At 43.4% G+C, this 21739-nt stretch carries 19 protein-coding genes and 1 tRNA gene; 10 read left to right on the top strand and 10 right to left on the bottom strand.

What is annotated here, in order from left to right; translation table 11 throughout:
- Nucleotides 1-114 precede the first annotated feature (114 nt).
- Nucleotides 115-190 (top strand) — tRNA-Lys (locus NWQ57_RS15135).
- A 755-nt stretch (nt 191-945) separates the two neighbouring features.
- Complete coding sequence (locus tag NWQ57_RS15130) at nt 946-1791, top strand: HDOD domain-containing protein (protein ID WP_306022998.1); 846 nt, start codon at nt 946-948, stop codon at nt 1789-1791.
- Nucleotides 1792-1806: 15 nt separating this feature from the next.
- On the opposite strand, the gene NWQ57_RS15125 is transcribed toward NWQ57_RS15130, so the two are convergent.
- A complete protein-coding gene (locus tag NWQ57_RS15125; protein WP_306022997.1) occupies nt 1807-2616 on the bottom strand; it encodes a thioesterase family protein in 810 nt (269 codons plus the stop codon).
- A gap of 251 nt (nt 2617-2867) precedes the next feature.
- On the opposite strand from NWQ57_RS15125, the gene NWQ57_RS15120 reads away from it, so the two are divergent.
- Both NWQ57_RS15120 and NWQ57_RS15115 read left to right on the top strand, forming a co-directional pair.
- A complete protein-coding gene (locus NWQ57_RS15120) occupies nt 2868-4181 on the top strand; it encodes an MFS transporter (protein ID WP_306022996.1) in 1314 nt (437 codons plus the stop codon).
- A gap of 22 nt (nt 4182-4203) precedes the next feature.
- Complete coding sequence (locus tag NWQ57_RS15115; protein WP_306022995.1) at nt 4204-5022, top strand: alpha/beta hydrolase; 819 nt, start codon at nt 4204-4206, stop codon at nt 5020-5022.
- A gap of 34 nt (nt 5023-5056) precedes the next feature.
- Here the strand turns inward: NWQ57_RS15115 and glgC are convergent, their stop codons facing one another.
- Nucleotides 5057-6319, bottom strand: a complete 1263-nt coding sequence (gene glgC / locus NWQ57_RS15110; protein WP_306022994.1) for a glucose-1-phosphate adenylyltransferase — start codon at nt 6317-6319, stop codon at nt 5057-5059.
- A 245-nt stretch (nt 6320-6564) separates the two neighbouring features.
- Between glgC and NWQ57_RS15105 the strand changes: the two genes are divergently transcribed.
- Together NWQ57_RS15105 and NWQ57_RS15100 are read left to right on the top strand one after the other, a co-directional pair.
- A complete protein-coding gene (locus NWQ57_RS15105) occupies nt 6565-7095 on the top strand; it encodes an SRPBCC family protein (RefSeq protein WP_306022993.1) in 531 nt (176 codons plus the stop codon).
- Between the two features lie 132 nt (nt 7096-7227).
- Entirely contained in the window at nt 7228-7647 is a 420-nt protein-coding gene (locus tag NWQ57_RS15100; RefSeq protein ID WP_306022992.1) for a hypothetical protein, read from the top strand.
- A 24-nt stretch (nt 7648-7671) separates the two neighbouring features.
- On the opposite strand, the gene NWQ57_RS15095 is transcribed toward NWQ57_RS15100, so the two are convergent.
- The 6 genes from NWQ57_RS15095 to NWQ57_RS15070 are packed head-to-tail and all read right to left on the bottom strand — an operon-like array spanning nt 7672 to nt 14588.
- Nucleotides 7672-8583, bottom strand: coding sequence for a hydroxymethylglutaryl-CoA lyase (locus NWQ57_RS15095; RefSeq protein WP_306022991.1), 912 nt, complete (start codon nt 8581-8583; stop codon nt 7672-7674).
- On the bottom strand, nt 8584-10590 hold the full coding sequence (locus tag NWQ57_RS15090) for an acetyl/propionyl/methylcrotonyl-CoA carboxylase subunit alpha (RefSeq protein ID WP_306022990.1): 2007 nt from the start codon (nt 10588-10590) through the stop codon (nt 8584-8586).
- On the bottom strand, nt 10587-11390 hold the full coding sequence (locus NWQ57_RS15085) for an enoyl-CoA hydratase/isomerase family protein (RefSeq protein ID WP_306022989.1): 804 nt from the start codon (nt 11388-11390) through the stop codon (nt 10587-10589). Before NWQ57_RS15085 ends, NWQ57_RS15090 begins: the two co-directional genes overlap by 4 nt.
- Nucleotides 11390-12997: a carboxyl transferase domain-containing protein gene (locus NWQ57_RS15080; RefSeq protein WP_306022988.1), complete on the bottom strand. Its 1608-nt coding sequence runs from the start codon at nt 12995-12997 to the stop codon at nt 11390-11392. The genes NWQ57_RS15085 and NWQ57_RS15080 overlap by 1 nt, the downstream gene beginning before the upstream one ends.
- A 19-nt stretch (nt 12998-13016) precedes the next feature.
- Nucleotides 13017-14186 (bottom strand): isovaleryl-CoA dehydrogenase, encoded by a 1170-nt coding sequence (locus tag NWQ57_RS15075; RefSeq protein ID WP_306022987.1) that lies wholly within the window; start codon nt 14184-14186, stop codon nt 13017-13019.
- Nucleotides 14187-14201: 15 nt separating this feature from the next.
- Nucleotides 14202-14588 carry a MerR family DNA-binding transcriptional regulator gene (locus NWQ57_RS15070; protein ID WP_306022986.1) on the bottom strand — a complete coding sequence of 129 codons (387 nt, stop codon included), beginning with the start codon at nt 14586-14588 and terminating at the stop codon, nt 14202-14204.
- Between the two features lie 223 nt (nt 14589-14811).
- Here NWQ57_RS15070 and NWQ57_RS15065 point away from each other — a divergent pair, with 223 nt between their 5' ends.
- From NWQ57_RS15065 to NWQ57_RS15050, 4 genes are all read left to right on the top strand, one after another.
- Nucleotides 14812-16005, top strand: a complete 1194-nt coding sequence (locus NWQ57_RS15065) for an acetyl-CoA C-acyltransferase (protein WP_306022985.1) — start codon at nt 14812-14814, stop codon at nt 16003-16005.
- Between the two features lie 22 nt (nt 16006-16027).
- A complete protein-coding gene (locus NWQ57_RS15060; protein WP_306022984.1) occupies nt 16028-16873 on the top strand; it encodes a S9 family peptidase in 846 nt (281 codons plus the stop codon).
- Complete coding sequence (gene kynU, locus NWQ57_RS15055) at nt 16873-18108, top strand: kynureninase (RefSeq protein WP_372340927.1); 1236 nt, start codon at nt 16873-16875, stop codon at nt 18106-18108. The genes NWQ57_RS15060 and kynU overlap by 1 nt, the downstream gene beginning before the upstream one ends.
- 299 nt (nt 18109-18407) lie before the next feature.
- Nucleotides 18408-19745 (top strand): diguanylate cyclase, encoded by a 1338-nt coding sequence (locus NWQ57_RS15050; protein WP_306022982.1) that lies wholly within the window; start codon nt 18408-18410, stop codon nt 19743-19745.
- Between the two features lie 12 nt (nt 19746-19757).
- Here the strand turns inward: NWQ57_RS15050 and NWQ57_RS15045 are convergent, their stop codons facing one another.
- Nucleotides 19758-20612: a D-hexose-6-phosphate mutarotase gene (locus NWQ57_RS15045; protein ID WP_306022981.1), complete on the bottom strand. Its 855-nt coding sequence runs from the start codon at nt 20610-20612 to the stop codon at nt 19758-19760.
- A 94-nt stretch (nt 20613-20706) separates the two neighbouring features.
- Nucleotides 20707-21702, bottom strand: a complete 996-nt coding sequence (gene gap / locus NWQ57_RS15040) for a type I glyceraldehyde-3-phosphate dehydrogenase (RefSeq protein ID WP_306022980.1) — start codon at nt 21700-21702, stop codon at nt 20707-20709.
- Between the last annotated feature and the right edge of the window lie 37 nt (nt 21703-21739).

The following is a 21739-nucleotide window of genomic DNA, read 5'->3' as shown; positions in this document are numbered from 1 at the left end:
CAGTTGACTTTTAATCAATTGGTCGCTGGTTCGAATCCAGCACGACCCACCACTTTCCTAAATTTATGATAAGAACGTTTTATCGTAAAATCACAAAAAGCGTTTCAATTAGATGGGTCGTTAGCTCAGTTGGTAGAGCAGTTGACTTTTAATCAATTGGTCGCTGGTTCGAATCCAGCACGACCCACCATCTAAATCTCTGTGTTAATCAGCAAAAATAATTAGAATATTTCTAAACCAGCAATAGCGTAAAGCACGTATTATGATTCGCTAATGCTAAAGAACAATCTATCCTCCCTGCGTCTAAATAATTCTTCAAAAAAATCTTAAGTAGTCAAAACAAATCAGAAACGGGTGTACGAATTGGTACAAAAATTCGGTGTTTAAGCCTTTTACAAATTATCTCTCTCGTTAACCCTGCTGGCTACCTTGGTTTTGTTAGGGGTTTTCAACTGACGAAATAAACAGTCACGGTTCATCAAACGATTTTTGGTTTGACCGAGGCAAGCTTATTTCAAATCAACGTTAACTAATTTGTATGGCCGAATATTTAGACACAGTGTAAATCATCAATATACGTCTTTATGCAACGCAGTGAGCTTTTGAGATACATTTTCTAAGTAAGTGGAAGATCGCTTGTGAAACGACGTCAAGGCTCTTTCAACATGCCAAAATGATAAAAGTCGGGCTAATAAGGTATATTACATATTTTAATCTGGTGACGATGGGGCGAATAGTAAACAAGTTGCGCGCTGCAGGTGAATATCGTGTGTACCGGTATCGAAAGTTCATCATCGATTAGTTTCGTATTTTCTTTTTGCTTAAAATTATTGTGCTATTTCCTTGTTTAATTTAGTCTTTTCATACGGATGCATTGTTTTTTTATGCGGGTTTTAAATTCATGGGTTACACTTTGTGGACTCAATGCGCAAGGCACAAAATTTAATGAATGCAAAAGATTATGCTGTTAACGCTGACGATGTCTTTGTTTTACCTGAAGCGGTTATCAAGATTAAGCAATTAATTGATGATCAGAAGGCGTCTATGGATGAAATAGCAGACGTTATCAATTACGACCCCGCTATCACTTCTCAAGTATTAAAAATTGCTAATAGTGCGTTGTATAAGTTTCCTGCAACGATTTCGACTGTTAGCAAAGCCATTCAAGTAATTGGCACAAAATCAGTTTACGATTTAGTGTTGGCCTATGGTGTTTCTTCAGCCTTTCAGTCGATATCTTCTGAAGTCATTGATTTAGAACGTTTTTGGGAGAGGGGCGTCAGTTGTGGTTTGCTAGCTAAGTATTTTGCCGAAGAGTTAGGCGTTAAAGAGCCAGAACGTTTGTTTGTATGTGGCCTACTGCATAATATTGGTGAACTTGTGATGGTAAAGTTTAATCCTGAGGCGGCGCAGTTATGCGCTAAATTTGATGTAAATACCACACCACTGGATTTAGAACTGACTCATTTGGGCTTCAGTTATGCTGAATTGACCGGGGAATTACTAAAGTTATGGGGCTTGCCACTCGCTATTTATCAACCGATAAAACGAATTCATCCAAGCTTAGCGACTGCTTTGACCAAAGAAGACCAAATTTTGCAACTCAGCTATTTGTTATCGGTGAACAACATTTACAAAGAGCATTACACTTCTCACTCAAGACTGACTCCTTACCTTTATGAAAATTTAGGTTTGGATCTTCCTCATGTTAATGATGCCTTAGATTTAACCAACCTCCAGTTTATGAGCGCTATGGCGGTGTTCAGTCCTTCGTCATTTGCTATGTTTTAACGAAAGACCTTCTATCTAGTCGAATACGGCGACAACTTGACGACTGATGGCCACCAATGCGCCTTCTTCATCCCAAATATTCGCTTCGGTGTGAGCGTAGCCATTTGAAGCCTGTCTGGTTGTAGCCTGATAAGCAAACCATTCATCGTTATTAAAAATTTTATGCGGGTAGATAAACTCTAAGTTCCAACTCATTGTGCTTGCCGGAGCCGGTGAGGGTAACATCTGCAAGATAGTGGGCGGCCACAGGTCAATGATGGCGACTAAATGAGCATCGGTAAAGACTGCTGGTGCCTCTTTAAAACGCATCCAGCCATGTATGTCAGCCGTTTTACTGCTGCTAAAAGGCATTTCTCCAACTATTTTCGCTAAGTCGAAATGGGCTAAAAAGCTAGGGGTGATGTTGGGGATCATCGGAATGAAATTACTTTCATTCGGTTTTTCCATAGCATGCTTGATGTGATTATCAATCTTGATGCTAGATGCTCTATCTAAGCCAAAATTTGCTAGCGTACTCAACGCTACCTTTCCATTCTGTAAAATATCTCCTCTTACAACACTCGTGTTTTTTCCCTCTCTAACGGTTTCTATTTTAATTATAAAAGGGGAATCGGGTTCTATAGGCCCGATAAAATTAGTGTTAAGCGATCTCAGACTCTTAAGATTGTCAGTAATTTCACGGGCTGCTCGATAGACTAGAGAAGCCGATATACCACCGTACAACGTTCTCCCTTGTGCCCAATTAGCCGGCACTGAAATTTCCGCTGAGGTCGAGGATTGACTGATCTGTTGTTTCACTTGTTCAAATAATTGGTCTATATGCATAGGATTCTTTGGTTAACTTAACTCAACTCCTTATACCAGTTTATTTTAACGAATGTCTAGAAAGAGCGCTTTGTTAAGGGAAATAATTGGCTTTATTGCTCCCCCTTATGTTGTTGCATAAGTCCTTGTTATGTTTACATAATATTAACAATATTGTCTTGTTATTAACCAATGTAAGGCTTTAAGATGGTTCTACTAAAGGTCTAAAGTTACCAGTTCATTTGGTAAGTCGCATTATAAGAGGCAATAAAATGGAATCTAAGCAAGCTGTAGAACAAGATAAAACAGAGAAGTCGTCAAACGCTTATCGAAATTATGTCTTGTTTATTTTAACCCTAGTTTACGCCTTTAATTTTATAGACCGTCAAATCATTGGGATTTTGTCACCATTTATAAAAGCTGACCTAGGTCTTGATGATGCGCAATTAGGCTGGCTCAAAGGCCTGTACTTTGCGCTCTTGTACACAGTGTTGGGGATCCCCATTGCTTGGTTGGCGGACCGTTACAGCCGAGTTAATATCGTAGTGATTTCTCTTACTCTGTGGAGTGGTTTTACTGCACTCTCGGGTTTAGCAACCAACTTTACTCAGCTTGCCCTTGCAAGAGTTGGAGTGGGTATTGGTGAAGCAGGCGGAAGTCCGCCCTCACATTCTATTATTTCTGATTTGTTTCCAAAAGAAAAACGCGCAGGTGCACTTGCAGTTTATTCTTTAGGGATCCCGTTTGGTATCATGTTAGCGTTTTTTGCTTCTGCTTATTTTTTAAAGGGCGGGAGCACCGATTGGCGCATGGCTATGTTAGCTGTAGGATTGCCAGGTATCGCCCTAGCAATTATTTTGAAGCTAACTGTCAAGGAGCCGGTTAGAAGCGGTAACATGCAATCAGAGGCCGCTAAAACAAAGTCCTGGAACTCGATAAAAACCTTACTTAGTATAAAAAGTTGGTGGGGGATGTGTTTCGCCATCTCTTTTGGTTCATTTGGTAATTATGCTATATCGACGTGGATGATCGATTTTTATGTCAGAGCCCATGTAGGTTTAGACGTCACATCGTTGTTGATTACCATCGGTATTATAAACGGCACGGCCTACGCAGGTGGTGTTTGGTTAGGTGGTGTGTTGGTTGATAAACTAGGTCGCAAAAATCGCGGAGCATATGGTTTCGTGCCAGGCATTGCTTTACTAATAGGGGCTCCTGCTTATTTTATTTCATTGCAAGTAGAATCGCTTAATATGTCTATTGGTTTGCTGGCGATTTTACTTATGACAAGTGGTTTTTATTTAGGGCCATCGTTCGCCTTGGCGCAAACGCTAGCGCCCGTTAAAGTCAGGGCCATGTCTACCGCTTTGTTTTTCTTTGTGTTAAATATCATTGCGTTAGGTGGTGGTCCAACATTTGTGGGTCTATTGAGCCAAGGTTTAACAGCGGAGCATGGGGAAGTAGAAGCCTTAAGATTATCGTTATCGTGGTTGGCTGTCCCCTATGCTCTATCGATATTGGCGTTCTTTTGGACAGCAAAACAAATTCCTGCAGATTGGGATGCCGCAGAGTCTAGAAACGCCTGAGTTTATATTTTAAGGAAATAGTTTGACTAACAAAAATGGCATTAATCTGCACTTTGCTCACGCTAATGGGTTTCCTGCAGCGAGCTATAAGCAAGTTTTTAATGCGTTTCCTGAGCATTTTAATGTTGCGGCCTTATCCCAATTTGGCCACGATGCCACATTTCCCGTTAACAGTAACTTGTCTAATTTGGTCGACGAGTTACTTGCTTACTTACGAACGAAATCTATAGGCCCAGTGTATGGCATTGGCCATTCAATGGGGGCGCTTGTTACTTATATGGCGGCATGTGAAGCACCCGAGTTGTTTAAGGGGGTGATTATGTTAGATCCACCCATTGCGTCAGGTGTGGCCAGATTGGTATTTAAAATGGCGAAAATGACGCCCATGATCGACAAAATAACCCCAGCAGGTAAAGCCGCTGTTCGTTGTCAGTCTTGGCCAATTGATGAGGACTTGGTGGCTTATTTCAGCTCAAAAGCCCTTTTTAAGGATTTTGTACCTGCTTGCATTGAAGATTATGTCGACGCTGCGATCAAGGTTGATGGTCAACGCAAAGTCTTAACGTTCAAAGCCTCAGTCGAAGCACAGATATTCCGTAATGTGAGTCACAATATCCATCGTTATTATGGAAAAATGCAAAGGCCTAGTTGTTTGATTACAGCTGAATTAAGTCAAGTCTGTGTGCCAAGAAATATAAATCACTTTCTTAAGCGTACTCAAATTGAACACATTCGAGTGCCAAACGTCGGCCATATGTTTCCCTTTGAAGCACCGGTTGATGTGGCTACACTCATCACTCAGAAAATTGACCAATGGGAAGCAATAAAAAAGGCTGATTAAAATCAGCCTTCTCTTCTGAGTTATCTATAAGTAACTAGTAACCAACGGGTAAACCTAACATCTCACGTGTTACCAAAACTACACCCTTGTCGGTCACTCTAAAACCACGCTCAATGTCGTCTGCTCTACTGTGTCCAATAACCATACCCTCAGGAATAACGCAGCCTCGGTCAATGATGGCTTTGCGAATACGGCAGTTACGTTTAACTTCAACATCTGGCAGTAAAACTGAGTCTTCGATTTCACTGTATGAATGGACTCTGACATTTGAGAAACACAAACTACGCCTTACGGTGGCTCCGGAGATGATGCAACCACCTGATACCACAGAGTTGATGGCAGTACCGCGCCTGTTGTCTTCTTCCCATACAAATTTAGCTGGAGGAAGTTGCTCCTGATAAGTCCAAATTGGCCATTTTTTATCGTATAAATTTAATGCCGGTACGGGCGCAACCAATTCCATATTGGCTTGCCAGAACGAATCTAAGGTTCCTACATCACGCCAATAGGCTTGGGTGTCACCTTCGTCCATAAAGGGGAAGGCATATACGGGATGATCTTTGATGATAGAAGGGATGATGTCTTTACCGAAGTCTCTTTCTGAGCCTGATTTCTCGGCGTCTTTTTTGAGTTGTTCAAACAAGAAATCCGTATCAAAAACATAGTTGCCCATTGACGCTAAGCATTTAGTTGGATCATTCGGCAAGGGAGTAGGGTGCTCTGGTTTTTCTTCAAAACCAATAATCTTATAGTTTTCGTCTACCGACATAACACCAAATTGACCAGCAGCTTCTTCAATTGGCACCGGCATACAACTCACCGTCATTTTGGCGCCAGATTCGGCATGTTTTGCAATGAGACTGCCATAGTCCATTCGGTATATATGATCGCCAGACAAGACCATGACATATTTGGGGACTTCATCACGAATAATATCAATGTTCTGAAAAACAGCATCCGCAGTACCCTCGTACCAATTGTCCGAGAAACGCTGTGAGGCGGGTAAAATTTCAACAGATTCACCTAATTCTTTTTTGAAGTGACCCCAGCCACGGACCAAATGTCTGATTAAAGAATGAGATTTGTATTGGGTGACTACGCCAATTCGTCTGATGCCAGAATTAACACAGTTTGAAAGTGGGAAATCAATAATACGGAATTTACCACCAAAATAGAGAGCGGGTTTCGCTCGCCAATTCGTCAGTTCATACAGTCTAGAACCTCTCCCTCCAGCCAGGATTAAAGCATATGTATCACGAGTTAAATTACTAATATATCGGGACGGTTTTTCTGTCATACGACGAGCTCCATTAAAATTACCTTAAACTAAATGATTCCATTAGCTACAAAACTGCAGACTAGCTTTACTGTTTTTGCTGAATACGCCTTAGCAGACACTAGCGTAATTTAAAAATAATTGACAGTACATTTAATGTCTAAATGTAAAACTTTAACCATACTAAAGCTCAATAAACTTGCGGCTCTTGAGAATACTCGTTAGCTGTGCGTTAATGAGATGTTAATGGTGGCTGGGAGTGAGTAATGTTGGCTATGAAGAAAACAGTTATTGTCGTTGTGGTTGTATTTTTAACCTTTTTGTTAATAGGTTATTTGCTTCCTTCCCAATACAAAATTGAACGTTCGGTTATCGTCAATGCCCCTGAAAAAAGTATTTTTCCACATATCGCTGATCTTAAAAAATGGCAAAACTGGGGAGTGTGGTTTAAACGGGATTTGAATATAACGATTGAATATGTCGGCGAAGAAGGGGTTGTCGGTATGAAATCTATTTGGGTAGGCGAAGTAATGGGTGAGGGTGAAATAGAAATCATAGCATTAGAAAGCAACCATCGCTTAATTTATACAGTACGTCTTGCCGATGCGTCTAAAACGTCGACCGGAGAGTTTGTTCTAACCAAAGTAGAAAGTGGCACCCAAGTGGTATGGATGGAATATGGCAATGTTGGGTATAACCCCATTCATCGCTATGTGGCGTTTTTCATGGATTATTCTATTGGGCATGATTTTGAATTGGGTTTAGACAACTTAAAACTTGTAGCAGAATCCTCATAAAGTACTGGTTAACCAGTAAGAAAGCATATAAATTAGACAAGAATTAGGGTTAGTGTGGGCTCTGTAGGAATAGCCCAATACAACAGTTTGATGTTGATAGCCGTGTTGTTCTTATCTAAAGAGGATATTTTGATGAGTCGCTTTCAAGTTCATGGAACCATTAATCTCAATATTGTTGATCGGATCCTAGTAGTTGAAGGAACAGGGCCATGGAATGTCGAGTCTGTTGCTCAAGCCAGTAAAGCTGTCTCTCCGCTCATTAAAACGCTAAGCGGTAAACATTGGGGAGTCCTGGTCATTTTACACGGCGAGCCCATCTACGTGCCAGAAGCTGCTAGCTACCTTAGTAAATCAATCAAAGCAGAGAAAACCCGAGGGCGTGTTGCTACCGCCGTTATCGTTGTTGAATCAAAGTCTCCCGAATTTGCTAAAAGCCATTTGAATAGTATTTATCGAGATGCGGGTGAAACTGTGCGTTTTTTTGATAACAAAGAGCAGGCTAATTGGTGGTTGATTCAACAAATTAGCCAGCAAGATGTGATTGACGTTTAAGGGCTTAGCAAGTTTGACAGAGGTTTATAGTGCGCCCATGGCTTGGGCTACCTTTGATTGCGAAACACGCCCTAGCTGGTGCATAATTTTACGTCCCGCGGTGGCTAAGCTGCTCAAATCGATACCGGTAAAAATATTCATCCCATTAAGCATGTAGACGACATCTTCTGTTGCAACGTTGCCGGCAGCCCCCTTCGCATAAGGGCACCCTCCTAGTCCTGCCACAGAGCTATCAATCACACTGATCCCGTGCTGCAATGCCACCAATATGTTAGCAAGTGCTTGTCCGTAGGTATCATGAAAATGCACTGCAAGTTTATCAGCAGGGATATCGTTCAACAGTGTTGCTAACAATTCAGCTGTTTTACATGGTGTGCCAACCCCGATGGTATCGCCCAGAGAAACTTCATAACAGCCCATGTCGAGCATGGTATTAGCAACATAAGCAACTTGTTCAGGTTGAATATTGCCTTCATAGGGGCAGCCTAGTACACACGACACATAAGCTCGAACTCGCACGTTTTTGGCTTTTGCTTGCTCAAGCACCGGTTGAAAGCGTCGTAAACTCTCCTCTATAGAGCAATTGATGTTTTTCTGCGAAAAACGCTCAGACGCTGAGCCAAATATAGCTACCTCGTCAACGTCTGCTAACAAAGCCGCTTCAAATCCTTTTAAATTAGGCGTTAAGGCTGAATAACACACATCAGCATGGCGCAGTAAATTTGCAAATAGATCGGCACTATCTGCCATTTGCGGCACCCAGCGGGGAGAAACAAAGCTCCCTGTTTCTATCCACTTAACACCCGCGGTGGCTAAATCAGCGACTAGTTGTAATTTCGCCTCAAGGGGAATGAGTTGTTTTTCATTTTGTAATCCATCTCTTGGGCCAACTTCTACAATTTTTACGGATGAAGGCAGGGTTGTTCGATTAAACATTTACGCTCCTTCTTCGCCATGAAAAGCCAGCAGTTCAGCGCCACCGTCAACAAGTTCGCCCACATTGAAATAAAACTCAGAGACTCTTCCGGCCGTTTTTGCCTTGATTGCATGTTCCATTTTCATGGCTTCCATGACTAGCAAGGTTTGGCCTGGTTCAACGTGCTCGTTGGTGTCTACTAATATAGCTACCACGGTACCGTTCATCGGAGCCGTGAAATTGTTTGTGTGATGGGTATCTTCGTTTAAGCCTAGGTCAATTAATGCTCGACTAAAACGTACCCGTCCTTGTGCAGTAAAAAGCACTTTTTCTGGTGAATTGACAGAGATAGTTGAAGTGCTAATGTGCCCGTTAATGCTGCTGATAAGTTGTTGCCCATCGAGAATTCCCCAACAAGTGTAGTTCTGTTGTTGGTATTCGAGGTTAAAGAGCTGCCTGTCTTGTGACATAAGTGAATTAACCAACACATCATGCGACTCATCGTTCACATAAAGTTTAAGCGCTTCCTGATAATTGTCGTTTGCTCGCCAAACAGATTGCACTGACCAAGGTGAATAAGGATCCTGTTTAGCAATGTTCGTTTGTTGTTGACGCTCTAGTAGTAAAGCAAGTGCAGCTATCGGCACAATATCCGCATACGCAAGCTTATACTCTGAGCTAAGCTGTTCTTGGTGTTTTTCAATAAAACTGGTATCGATAGCGCCTGCTTTAAAATCGTCAATTTGGCTAATACGACTTAAAAAATCGATGTTTGTACTTACCCCATCAATGAAATATTCACTTAGGGCTTTTTGTAAACGAGCCAGCGCTGTGCTTCTATCTTGATCCCAAACAATCAATTTGGCTAACATCGGATCGTAATAAACCGAAACTTCATCACCTTCTTGTATGCCAGTATCTATCCGAACATAGGCAGATTCATTGGGCGTTTTTATTAAGCTCAAGCGACCTGTTGCAGGTAAAAAATTATTGTTGGGATCTTCAGCGTAAATGCGCGCCTCAAACGCGTGCCCCTTAATTTTCAATTGCTCTTGTGTTAAAGGCAGGCGCTCATGATTCGCGACACGAATTTGCCATTCGACTAAATCTTGACCTGTAATTAACTCCGTGACGGGATGTTCTACTTGTAATCGGGTATTCATTTCCATGAAATAAAAACGTTGGTCTACATCTAGCAAAAATTCAACAGTTCCCGCGCCCACATAATTAATGGCCTTTGCCGCTTTTAATGCAGCTTCGCCCATTTGTTGGCGCAGAGTTTCACTTAAACCTGGTGCGGGAGCTTCTTCAATAACCTTTTGATGACGTCGTTGGATTGAGCAATCTCGTTCGAATAAATACACCCCATTTTCGTGTTGATCACAAAATACTTGGATTTCAACGTGGCGAGGTTGCGTTAAGTACTTCTCGACTAACATATGATCATCATTAAAGCTGGATAGGGCTTCGCGTTTAGCTGCCGCCAGCGCATCATTAAACTCACTGGCATGCCATACTTGGCGCATGCCCTTACCACCACCTCCGGCAGCGGCTTTTAGTAAGACAGGGTAGCCCATGGTATCTGCGTGGTATTTTAGTATGTCGGCTGCTTGTTCGTCGCCATGATAGCCTGGTACCAGAGGCACGTTGGCTTGCTGCATGATGTGTTTGGCTGCTGACTTTGAGCCCATTGCCTCTATCGCACTGATAGGCGGGCCGATAAAAGTGATATTATTGTGTGCACATTGGCGCGCAAATTCAGCATTTTCCGATAAAAAACCATAACCAGGGTGAATGGCATTGGCGCCTACTTTTCGCGCAATTGCTATAATTTTATCGCCACACAAATAGCTTAATTTTGATGGCGCAGGGCCAAGGTAAACCGCTTCGTCTGCCAATTTAACGTGTAGGGCATTTTGGTCGGCGTCTGAATATACTGCTACCGTCGCAATACCCATGCGTTTAGCTGTTTTTATAACACGGCAACAAATTTCACCGCGATTTGCAATTAATAATTTGTGAATCATAGTGATGCCTTGTTCCAACTAGCGGGCCGTTTTTGTAAAAATGCCTGTAAACCTTCTTGCCCCTCTTCTGACACCCGAATATGCGCAATTTGCTCACAGGTATAATCAATTAAAGCGTGGTCTATTTTGCGGTTTTCTACGTGATTGATTAAGCTTTTGGCCGCGCTGACTGCTTGTGGTGAGTTGCGTAATATATGTTCAATTAACGATTCAATAGTTGAATCGAGCTCTTCTTCAGTCACCGCTTCACTGAGTAAACCCAAGCGCCGTGCACGACGTGCTGAAAATACTTCTGCGGTGGTAAAGTATCTACGGGCTGCTCTTGCGCCTATCGCACTGATTACATAGGGGCTAATGGTGGCAGGCACTAAACCAATCTTAACTTCGCTTAAACAAAATTTACTTAGTTTGCTGCCCACCGCCATATCACAACAGGCGATGAGGCCAATGGCGCCGCCAAAAGCAGCGCCTTGTACTCTAGCAATGGTTGGTTTGCTGAAATGATTTAAGCTGGCTAGCATTGTGGCGAGTTTTGCTGCATCTTGCATATTCTCAGCGTAACTATAGTCTGCCATTTTTTGCATCCAATTTAGATCGGCTCCAGCACTAAAACTGCGGCCATTGGCGGCTAAAATCATCGCACGGACCTCAGGCTGGCTACCTAAGTAGTTAAACACTTCGGTGAGATCTGCAATCAATTGTGCATCAAACGCATTGTGCAATTCAGGGCGATTGAGCGTGACTTTGGCAACACCCCGTTCATCAATATTGACTAATAAACCACTATAGGTATTTTTCATTACATTCTAAACACCCCAAAACGGGTGTCCTCAATTGGTTTGTTTAAACTGGCTGAAATACATAAACCAAGCACTTGCCTGGTATCTGCCGGATCAATAACGCCATCATCCCAAAGGCGGGCTGAGGCATAATAGGGATGACCTTGATGTTCGTAGGTATCAACAATGGGCTGTTTGAAGTTGGCTTCTTCTTCTTTCGACCAAGATTCGTTAGCCCGTTCTTTTTGTTCTCGTTTCACCTGTGCCAATACACCAGCCGCTTGTTCGCCGCCCATTACAGAGATGCGGGCATTTGGCCACATAAATAGAAAGCGAGGATCGTATGCGCGACCACACATGCCATAGTTACCCGCACCAAAACTTCCGCCAATCAAGATAGTGAATTTGGGGACTTTGGCACATGCAACAGCGGTAACCATTTTGGCGCCATGTTTGGCAATTCCGCCAGCTTCATATTGTTTGCCAACCATAAATCCAGTGATGTTTTGTAAAAATACCAATGGAATTTTGCGTTGAGCGCACAGCTCAATAAAGTGAGCGCCTTTTTGTGCCGATTCGGAAAACAGGATGCCGTTGTTGGCTATGATGCCAACGGGATAGCCAAAGATGCGGGCAAAACCGCAGACCAGCGTTTGGCCGTATAACGTTTTAAATTCATCAAATTCAGAACCATCAACAATACGGGCGATGACTTCTCTGGCATCGTAGGGCTGCCGTGTGTCTTTTGGGATCAAACCATAAATGTCGTCAGCAGGGTAAAGCGGCGCGATAGGCGCGTGAATATCAAGTTCAATTTTTTTCGTGCGGTTTAAACGGCTTATGGCATCTCGGGCTATTTGTAAAGCATGAGAATCGTTGTTTGCCAGATGATCAACTACACCCGAAGTGCGACAATGTACGTCGCCGCCGCCCAATTCCTCGGCGCTTACAACTTCACCAGTAGCCGCTTTAACCAGGGGCGGACCACCTAAAAAGATGGTAGCTTGGTTTTTAACGATAATGGACTCATCTGCCATGGCAGGCACATAAGCGCCACCTGCTGTACAAGAGCCCATCACGACGGCAATTTGTGGGATGTTTTGCGCCGACAGATTCGCTTGGTTATAAAAAATGCGGCCAAAGTGCTCACGATCAGGAAATACTTCATCTTGTTGCGGTAAATTCGCGCCCCCAGAATCCACTAAATAGATGCAAGGCAGATTATTTTGTTCCGCGATAGTTTGTGCTCTGAGGTGCTTCTTTACTGTTAAGGGGTAGTAAGTGCCACCTTTTACTGTGGCATCATTTGCTACAATCATACATTCAATACCAGAAACTCGACCGATACCTGCAATCACTCCTGCAGCGGGAACATAGTCACTGTATACATTGAGGGCGGCAAGTTGCGAGATTTCTAAAAATGCTGAGCCAGGATCCAGTAGCTGATTGATACGCTCCCGTGGTAACAGCTTACCTCGTGAGGTGTGACGCTCATTGGCTTTTTCGCCACCGCCTTGCTTTATTTGGGTAATTTTTTCTTTTAGATCGGTAACTTGCAAGCGCATGTGCGCGGCGTTGTCAGCGAACTCTTGGCTTTTGGTATTTATTTTACTAATGATAGTGGGCATCTGGAGGTCCTTGCCTAGCTTATGCTGATTCTTTAAACAATTCGCGGCCAATCAGCATACGGCGAATTTCTGATGTGCCCGCTCCAATTTCATATAGCTTCGCGTCCCGTAATAAACGTCCTGCTGGAAATTCGTTTATATAACCATTACCGCCTAGTAGCTGAATTGTATCTAAGGCCATTTTTGTGGCCAGTTCTGCTGAATAAAGTATTGCGCCAGCTGCGTCTTTGCGGGTGGTTTCTCCTCGGTCACATGAACGGGCTACCGCATAAACATAAGCTCGGGCGGCATTCATTTGGGTGTACATATCAGCAATCTTGCCTTGCACCAACTGAAATTCCCCAATAGATTGACCAAATTGTTTGCGGTCGTGGATATAGGGCACAACTAAGTCCATACAGCTTTGCATGATACCTAAGGGACCTCCTGATAAAACCACTCGTTCGTAGTCAAGACCACTCATTAAAACGCGGGCACCACCCCCTTCTTGGCCAAGAATGTTTTCAGCAGGAACATGGCAATCTTGAAAAACCAATTCACAGGTATTGGAAGAGCGCATACCGAGCTTGTCGAGTTTCTGAGCTTGGGTGAACCCAGAGGTGCCTCGCTCTACAATAAAAGCCGTCATGCCTTTTGAGCCCGCATGCACGTCAGTTTTGGCATACACCACGTAAGTATTGGCGTCAGGTCCATTGGTAATCCACATTTTGTTGCCGTTAAGGACATAGTGCTCACCCTTACGATCAGCGCGTAATTTCATACTGACCACATCTGAACCCGCATTTGGTTCGCTCATGGCTAAGGCCCCAATGTGTTCGCCACTGACTAATTTAGGTAGGTATTTCTGCTTTTGGCTGTCACTGCCGTTTTTATGAATTTGGTTAACACATAAATTCGAATGCGCCCCATAACTTAAACCGACTCCTGCTGAAGCTCTGCTAACTTCTTCCATGGCTACGACGTGAGCTAAATACCCCATATTTGAACCACCATACTGTTCAGAAACCGTTACCCCCAGCAGACCCATTTCACCGAGTTTAGGCCATAGATGATTAGGAAAAGCGTTGTCTTTATCCGCTTGCTCAGCCAAGGGGGCAATTTCATTTTGAGCAAAATGATAGACATGTTCGCGCAGCATATCGATGTCTTCACCAAGGCCAAAGTTCAGGCTGGGGTAGGGTAGGTTCATAAAATTTTCCTCAAATTACGGGTGGCTTAGTGCCGCTAATTCTTCTTTACACCGACTTTCAACTTCGTCTAGTTCGTTCATCAACATTTGAATATCTTCAAGTTGCTGTAACATGTGTCGACGTTTCTCGGTGGTCATCAATAGCATGGTTTCGAGTTGTGCCTTTGAGTTTTGATTACTGTCGTAAAGCTCAAACAAGGTTTTTGTTTCAGCCAATGAAAAGCCGAGTCTTTTACCTCGTAAAATAAGCTTGAGCCTTACCTTATCTTTTTTAAAATAGACTCGGTTTTGACCTTGACGCTCTGGATTGAGTAAACCCTGCTCTTCATAAAAGCGAATAGAACGTGGGGTGATATCCAGCGCTTTTGCCAACTCACCGATGCTAAATGTTTGTGTATTCATGATTACTCGTGGGCAAATAATACGTAAATTAAATGTAAAAATACTTTACGTTTACGTAAACTGAAAGTAAAGGTAAAGTAAGCCTTGGTCAAGGTAGCCAAAAAAATTATCAAGGTGTAGGAATGTGTCTGTGTGCAGTTTCCTATACACTTTAAATCTCACTGTGGGCGATGCTCACTGCTTCGTCGAATTGAAGTCGTGCAAAAATTAAAAAGGAGAAAATATGTCAGATAATTCAGTGGTCATAGTTGCAGCGAAACGCACGCCAATGGGTGGTTTTATGGGGGCGTTATCTTCGCTAACCTCGCCAAATTTAGGGGCAGAGGCCTTAAAAGCCACGATTGATGCGGCTGGCGGAAATAGAGCTGCCGTCAATAGTTCAGTCGATGAAGTCATTCTGGGATGTGTTTTGCCCGCTGGCTTAGGGCAGTCACCAACTCGCCAAGCGAGTATCGCAGCCCAACTGCCTTTAGCGAGCGGAGTGACGACGATCAATAAAGTGTGTGGTTCAGGTATGAAGGCGGTCATGTTAGCGCACGATTTGATTAAAGCAGGTAGTGCTCATAGTATTTTAGCTGGTGGTATGGAAAGCATGAGTAACGCACCGTATTTGTTACCTAAAGCTCGTGCTGGCTATCGTATGGGCCACGGACAAGTGCTGGATCATATGATGTTAGATGGTCTTGAAAATGCCTATGATGGTAAAGCCATGGGGTGTTTTGCCCAAGCAACTGCTGATGAGCAGGGCATTGATCGTCAACAAATGGATGAGTTTGCACTGAGCAGTTTGGCTAAGGCGAATGCCGCCACCACTAATGGGAGTTTTAGTCATGAAATTTGCCCCATTAGCGTAAAAACACGTCAAGGTGAAATTATCGTCGCTGAAGACGAGGGCCCTAAAAACGCCAAACCAGAAAAAATTCCTAATTTAAAACCGGCTTTTACGAAGGATGGTACGGTTACTGCGGCCAACTCCAGTTCAATTTCTGATGGGGCTGCAACTTTACTTGTCATGTCAGCAAGCAAAGCAAAAGAGCTAGGTTTAACGCCAATGGCACGCATTGTGGCTCATACTTCACATGCTATCGAACCTGAAAATTTTACTGTTGCCCCAGTTGGTGCAATGGAAAAGCTGTTTGCTAAAACCGGTTGGAGTAAAGAAGACGTCGATCTTTTTGAGATTAACGAGGCCTTTGCCATGGTAACGATGTTGGCCATCAATACACTGCAACTCGACCCTAATAAAGTGAATGTTAACGGCGGAGCTTGCGCGCTGGGTCATCCTATTGGCGCCTCGGGTGCGCGTATTTTGGTGACTTTGTTACATGCCCTGCAACAGCGCAAGTTGTCTAAAGGCGTTGCGGCTATTTGCATTGGTGGCGGCGAAGCAACGGCTATCGCCCTAGAAGTGTGCTAAGAAAGACTGACTAAGGGCTTACATGAAAATTCATTTATTTGCCTTTCTGCTGTTAGCAGGTAGCAGCGCGGCGCAGACTAATGATAAGGTCATTGAGTATGCGGCAATAGACAGCAACGTGGCTTATTCAGCCATAGGTGCTTTGCCTTTCAGAGCCCCTGATGAACAAATACGTTATGGTGACGACCCCTTACAATATGGCGCGCTGTGGCTGCCACTTGGCGCAGACAATAGCCCCAGAAAAATAATTGTTTTAGTGCATGGTGGTTGTTGGTTAAACGCCTATGACATCAAACATAGCTATGCCCTAAGTACCGCTTTGGCACAAGCTGGTTATCTTGTTTGGTCATTAGAATATCGACGTATTGGCGATGCGGGAGGCGGTTGGCCTGGCACCTTTGAGGATATTCTTGCGGGCATCAAATATGGTGCTAACTTACCTGAACATGCGTTTACTTTACCCAATGTGGTTGTGGTTGGGCACTCTGCTGGCGGCCATTTAGCCCTGCTTGCTGGTAGCCGATTACCTGAATTGAAAGGTGTTGTGGGATTAGCCGCTATCACTGATGTACTGAGTTATTCTCAAGGGCAAAACAGTTGTCAACAAGCTACGCCACAATTTATGGGTGGCACAGCGCTTGATAAACCAAGAGAATATCAATCAGCTAATCCTATCAATATGCCTATGCATGTTAAGACGGTATTGATGCAGGGAAATGAGGATAACATTGTTCCCCCATCGCAGGCCTTTGCTTTAAAAGCGACGTTGGTTTTAAATCCACTAGCAGGCCATTTTGATTGGATCCATCCAGGCACGTCAGCGTATCAGCAACTATTAACTCAATTAGATGACATGTTTAAGCAATGATAGATTTACAGCATATACAAAACCTTGACGCTACTGATCCTTTAGCGCACAAAAAAGCAGAGTTTGATCTCCCCTCAGGCTGTGTTTATTTGGATGGTAACTCATTAGGCGCTTTGCCCTTTGCTGCAAAAAAACGGGTTGCAGAGGTGGTTAGTGATCAATGGGGTAAGGATCTTATTAAAAGTTGGAATTGCCACCAATGGATTGATTTACCGCAAAAAGTGGGTGAAAAAATCGCTCCACTTATTGGTGCCGCCCCAGGTCAAGTGATTTGCTGTGATTCTATTTCGGTTAATTTGTTTAAATTGCTGTGCAGCGCTCTAGCGATGCAAAAGGGCCGCAACGTCGTGTTATCTCAAGGGGACAACTTTCCAACCGATTTGTATATGGTGCAAGGTTTACAAGATTTACTTGGCGAAACGCAGTGTGAATTGCGTATATGCGCTGAAGAGTACATCGAGCAAAGCTTGCACTCTGACGTGGCTGTTTTGTTGCTGACTCAAGTTAATTTTCGCTCAGGACAATTGCACAATATGCAGCGCATAACTAAGTTAGCCCATCGACATGGCATTTTGGTTATTTGGGATCTTGCCCACAGCGCTGGCGCCTTGCCTGTGCAGCTAGACGATTGTCAGGTGGATTTTGCTGTTGGCTGTGGTTACAAATATCTCAATGGAGGGCCTGGGGCCCCGGCTTTTGTTTACGTGGCATCTCGCCATCAACAAACCGTTAAACAACCGTTAACTGGATGGATGGGGCATCGCCAACCTTTTCGTTTTGACCCAGAATACGCGGCAGCCGAAGGCGTGCATCAATACCTTAGTGGCACGCCATCCATAGTAGCAATGTCTGCTCTAGATGCTGCTTTAGAGGTGTTTGCAGATATCAATATGCACCAAGTGCGCACAAAGTCTTTGTTGCTTGCAAAGTTATGTTTAGATTTGTTTGCACAATATCCGGCCTTAAGTGCGTTAACGCTAGCGTCTCCCATGCGAAATGAGGAGAGAGGTAGCCAACTGGCTTTCGCCCATCCCCAAGCCTTCGCAATATGTCAGGCACTTATCGCGCAGAATGTTATATGTGACTTCAGAGCCCCAGATATTTTGCGAATTGGTTTCACTCCGTTGTATACCTCTTATGCGGATGTATGGTTAGCGGTGTCTCGATTAAATGACGTCGTTGAAAACAAGGTATTTAAAGAGGTGGCGTACCAGCAACACAGTAAGGTGACCTAGTAAAAGGGATACATAGGCGAGCGATTTGTTAATAAATGGACAACAACTGATTGAAAAAAGAGCAGAATTGATATCTGATAGACCTTAGCTTATTTTTTTGTTGCAGTGGCTAACCGTTCAATGTTTGTTACTGTTCAAAGGAATGTATCTGAATCTTTGAATTAGGGCGAAGAACGATTAACGTTGTCAGTTGGTGCACAGAAAACACTCGTTATGTCAGGGGACTCTGCTTAGGCCTCTTGTCATCATTTTCTTTGGTCATATCGGCAAACGAAGTAATAGGCCTGCCAACTGATTTCGTGGACAAAACATCGGTTAGCTATTGTATCGACCCAGATTGGTTACCTTACGAAGCCATACGCAATAACCAGCATGTTGGTATGTCTGCTGATTACATGATGTATATAGGTGTATTAGCAGACATTAATTTTATGTTGGTTAAAACCAAAACGTGGTCTGAAACCTTAGCGAAATTGCAAACGGGCGAGTGCCAAGTCGCCAGCATGTTAAATGCCAGCCCTGAGCGAGAAAAATACCTTCTATTCACCCGTCCATTTTTTGTAGGTGCTAATGTGCTTGTCTCTGACTCAGAGCAAGGTTTTTTGCAAGGCTACGAAAATATTGGTGAGCAAATGTTAGGCACGGTGTCAAACTATCGGCAAGCAGAATACGTCAAAAATTACTATCCCAATATAAAACTTAAATTAGTGGAAACTGAATTAGCGGGCCTAAAAAGTTTAGCATCGGGAGAGATTGATTTATTTGTTGGCTCACTTTTGTCGATCAATGCTCAAATTCAAAAAAGTGGATTTTCCAATTTGCGAATCGCTGGTATCGCTGAACCGCAAGATATGCTGGGAATGGGTGTAGCCGGTAATGATACTGAGCTATTAGCGAGGCTCAACGATGCCATCGCGCAACTACCTGAATGGGTACATGTTGATATTTACAAACAATGGAATAATGTCAGAGTTATTGACGAAATTGACACTCGATACATTTGGGGCGCAGCAGGGATTATTTTCTGTTTAGTGATAGTGGGCATTTGGCGGCAAATTATTGTGAGACGTTACAATAATGCCTTACTAGCAAAAAACACTCAGTTGCAAGCCTTGCAAAATGAGTTAGTAGATAAGAATCAACGACTAGAGTTTATCTCGATTCGAGATCCGCTTACCGCTATGTTCAACCGGCACTTTATGCAAGAGCGGCTAGAGCAAGAAAAGCAAGCAAGTTTACGTAACAATACTGCGGTGTGTCTTATTCTGATAGACATCGATTTTTTTAAAGCAGTGAATGATCAACATGGTCATTCGGTTGGTGACACTGTGTTACAACAAGTTGCCCAGATAGTGCACTCTACGATACGCGAGATGGATGTTGCGGCTCGTTGGGGTGGTGAAGAGTTTGTTGTGCTGTGTCCTAATTCTGCGCTGGATGACGCAATTCAACTTGCTACTCGATTAAGAGACACTATTAGCCAATTTACGTTTAGCAAGGTGGGGCACATTACCTGCAGTTTTGGGGTGGCACAAAATAAAGAGACAGAAAGTTTTAGAGAGTGGTTCGACCGTGCTGACAAGGCGCTATATCAGGCTAAAGATGGCGGTAGAGATGCTATCTTTACCGCCAAATAGTGTTTCAATGTGCTAATAAACGATCTGTGTTAATACGTGACTCTGGCCTGGGGCAAGTATCTCACCTTGTGTTATTGCGGTTTCCACACATACCATTGTTAAGTAGCCCTCATCTTCCATATCGTTCATCGAAATCGACTTATCCTGCCATGGATTCCATACCACAAGACTATCATGTCCATTTGAACCAATAACGGTGTGTAGTTGCTTATCTACAATGGTCACATTGCTAGCTTGACACAAATGAACTCTATCTGTTTCCGCGTTGAATTCATAAGGAGAGGGAGTCTTGAACGTTTGCATGTCCTGAGTTTTGTCTCGGTAGTCGCCAGTGATACCTTGCAAACTAATGGTGCGAATATCTGAAATAGCAAAATAACTGTGTAAGGCGCAGCGATATTCAAAATGAGCAGAGCCTATATTACTCGTGACAAGCTGCATGGAACAATGTTGGCCAATCGTGATAATGAGCTGCAATTGTGCCTCGCCTTTAAAGCCTGCTCCTTGAGTAGTTGTAGGGCTTAAGGTCACTTCGGTTCCTTTGGGAGTATCCAAAGTTTTGACTATATTCCAGAGTTGAGTTCGCACGTAACCGTGACTCGGGAAGTCTTTGTTATCGGGCTCGATTTGTTTGATTTGATGGTCGCCAAACCATGGCCAACACAGCGGTACACCGCCTCTGATGGCTTGAACACCGTCTAACTTTGCCGCTTTACTCAACCAAAATCGCTCACGTAAATCGCTTTTAGGTTGAAAGCTCAACATATGTGCCCCAAACAAGGCAACTTGAGCGCTAGCGAAAGCATTATCAATATGCAGAACTTGAATATTATCTCTTATAGAAATTGAACAGGCTGGTGAAAGCAAACGGAGTCTCCTTAAAGTAAAAAAGGCGACAATCTGTTAAGAGTCGTCGCCTTTGAAGCATAAATAAACCGAGAGGGTAATGCTACCCTAGAACTTATTTACTGATGTGTGCCACTAAATCAAGTACTTTGTTTGAGTAACCAATTTCATTATCATACCAAGACACTAATTTTACGAACGTGTCAGTTAATGCGATACCAGCTGTAGCATCAAAGATTGAGGTACGTTTGTCGCCGATGAAGTCTTGCGAAACAACTGCTTCTTCGGTGTAACCCATAATGCCTTTTAATTCGCCTTCAGAGGCGGCTTTCATTACGGCACAAATTTCAGCATAAGTAGCTGGTTTTGCAAGGTTTACGGTTAAATCCACGACCGACACGTCAGCCGTTGGTACGCGAAATGCCATACCTGTTAACTTGCCGTTTAATTCAGGGATAACCTTGCCCACTGCTTTAGCAGCGCCAGTTGATGACGGGATGATATTTTGAGAAGCACCACGTCCACCGCGCCAGTCTTTTGCTGATGGGCCATCAACGGTTTTTTGCGTCGCCGTTGTTGCATGGACGGTTGTCATTAAACCGTCAACAATACCAAAATTATCATGTAATACTTTTGCTAAAGGCGCTAAGCAATTTGTCGTACAAGAAGCGTTAGACACAATATCTTGGCCAGCATAGCTGTCATGGTTAACACCCATAACAAACATCGGAGTGTTATCTTTAGAAGGTGCCGATAGGACTACTTTCTTTGCACCTGCTTCAATATGTTTACGGGCGGTAGTGTCATCTAAAAATAAGCCAGTTGCTTCAACGACTACGTCAGCAGAAATTGCATCCCAAGCTAGATTAGCAGGGTCACGCTCTGCAGAGACACGAATCACTTTACCGTTTACAACCAACTGGCCGTTTTGTACTTCTACAGTGCCATTAAAGCGACCATGAGTTGAGTCGTACTTCAACATATAGGCCATGTATTCAGCATCAAGTAAGTCATTGATACCGACGATTTCAATGTCAGAGCGTTCGCATGCTGCGCGGAACACGAAACGACCAATGCGACCAAATCCGTTAATGCCAACCTTTATTGTCATAATACACCCCTCTAAAATGAGTTAAATTGAAAGATAA

The sequence above is a fragment of the Paraglaciecola sp. genome (assembly GCF_030730205.1).
In the GTDB taxonomy this organism is placed as follows: domain Bacteria; phylum Pseudomonadota; class Gammaproteobacteria; order Enterobacterales; family Alteromonadaceae; genus Paraglaciecola.
This window is presented reverse-complemented; position numbering and strand designations above follow the sequence as displayed.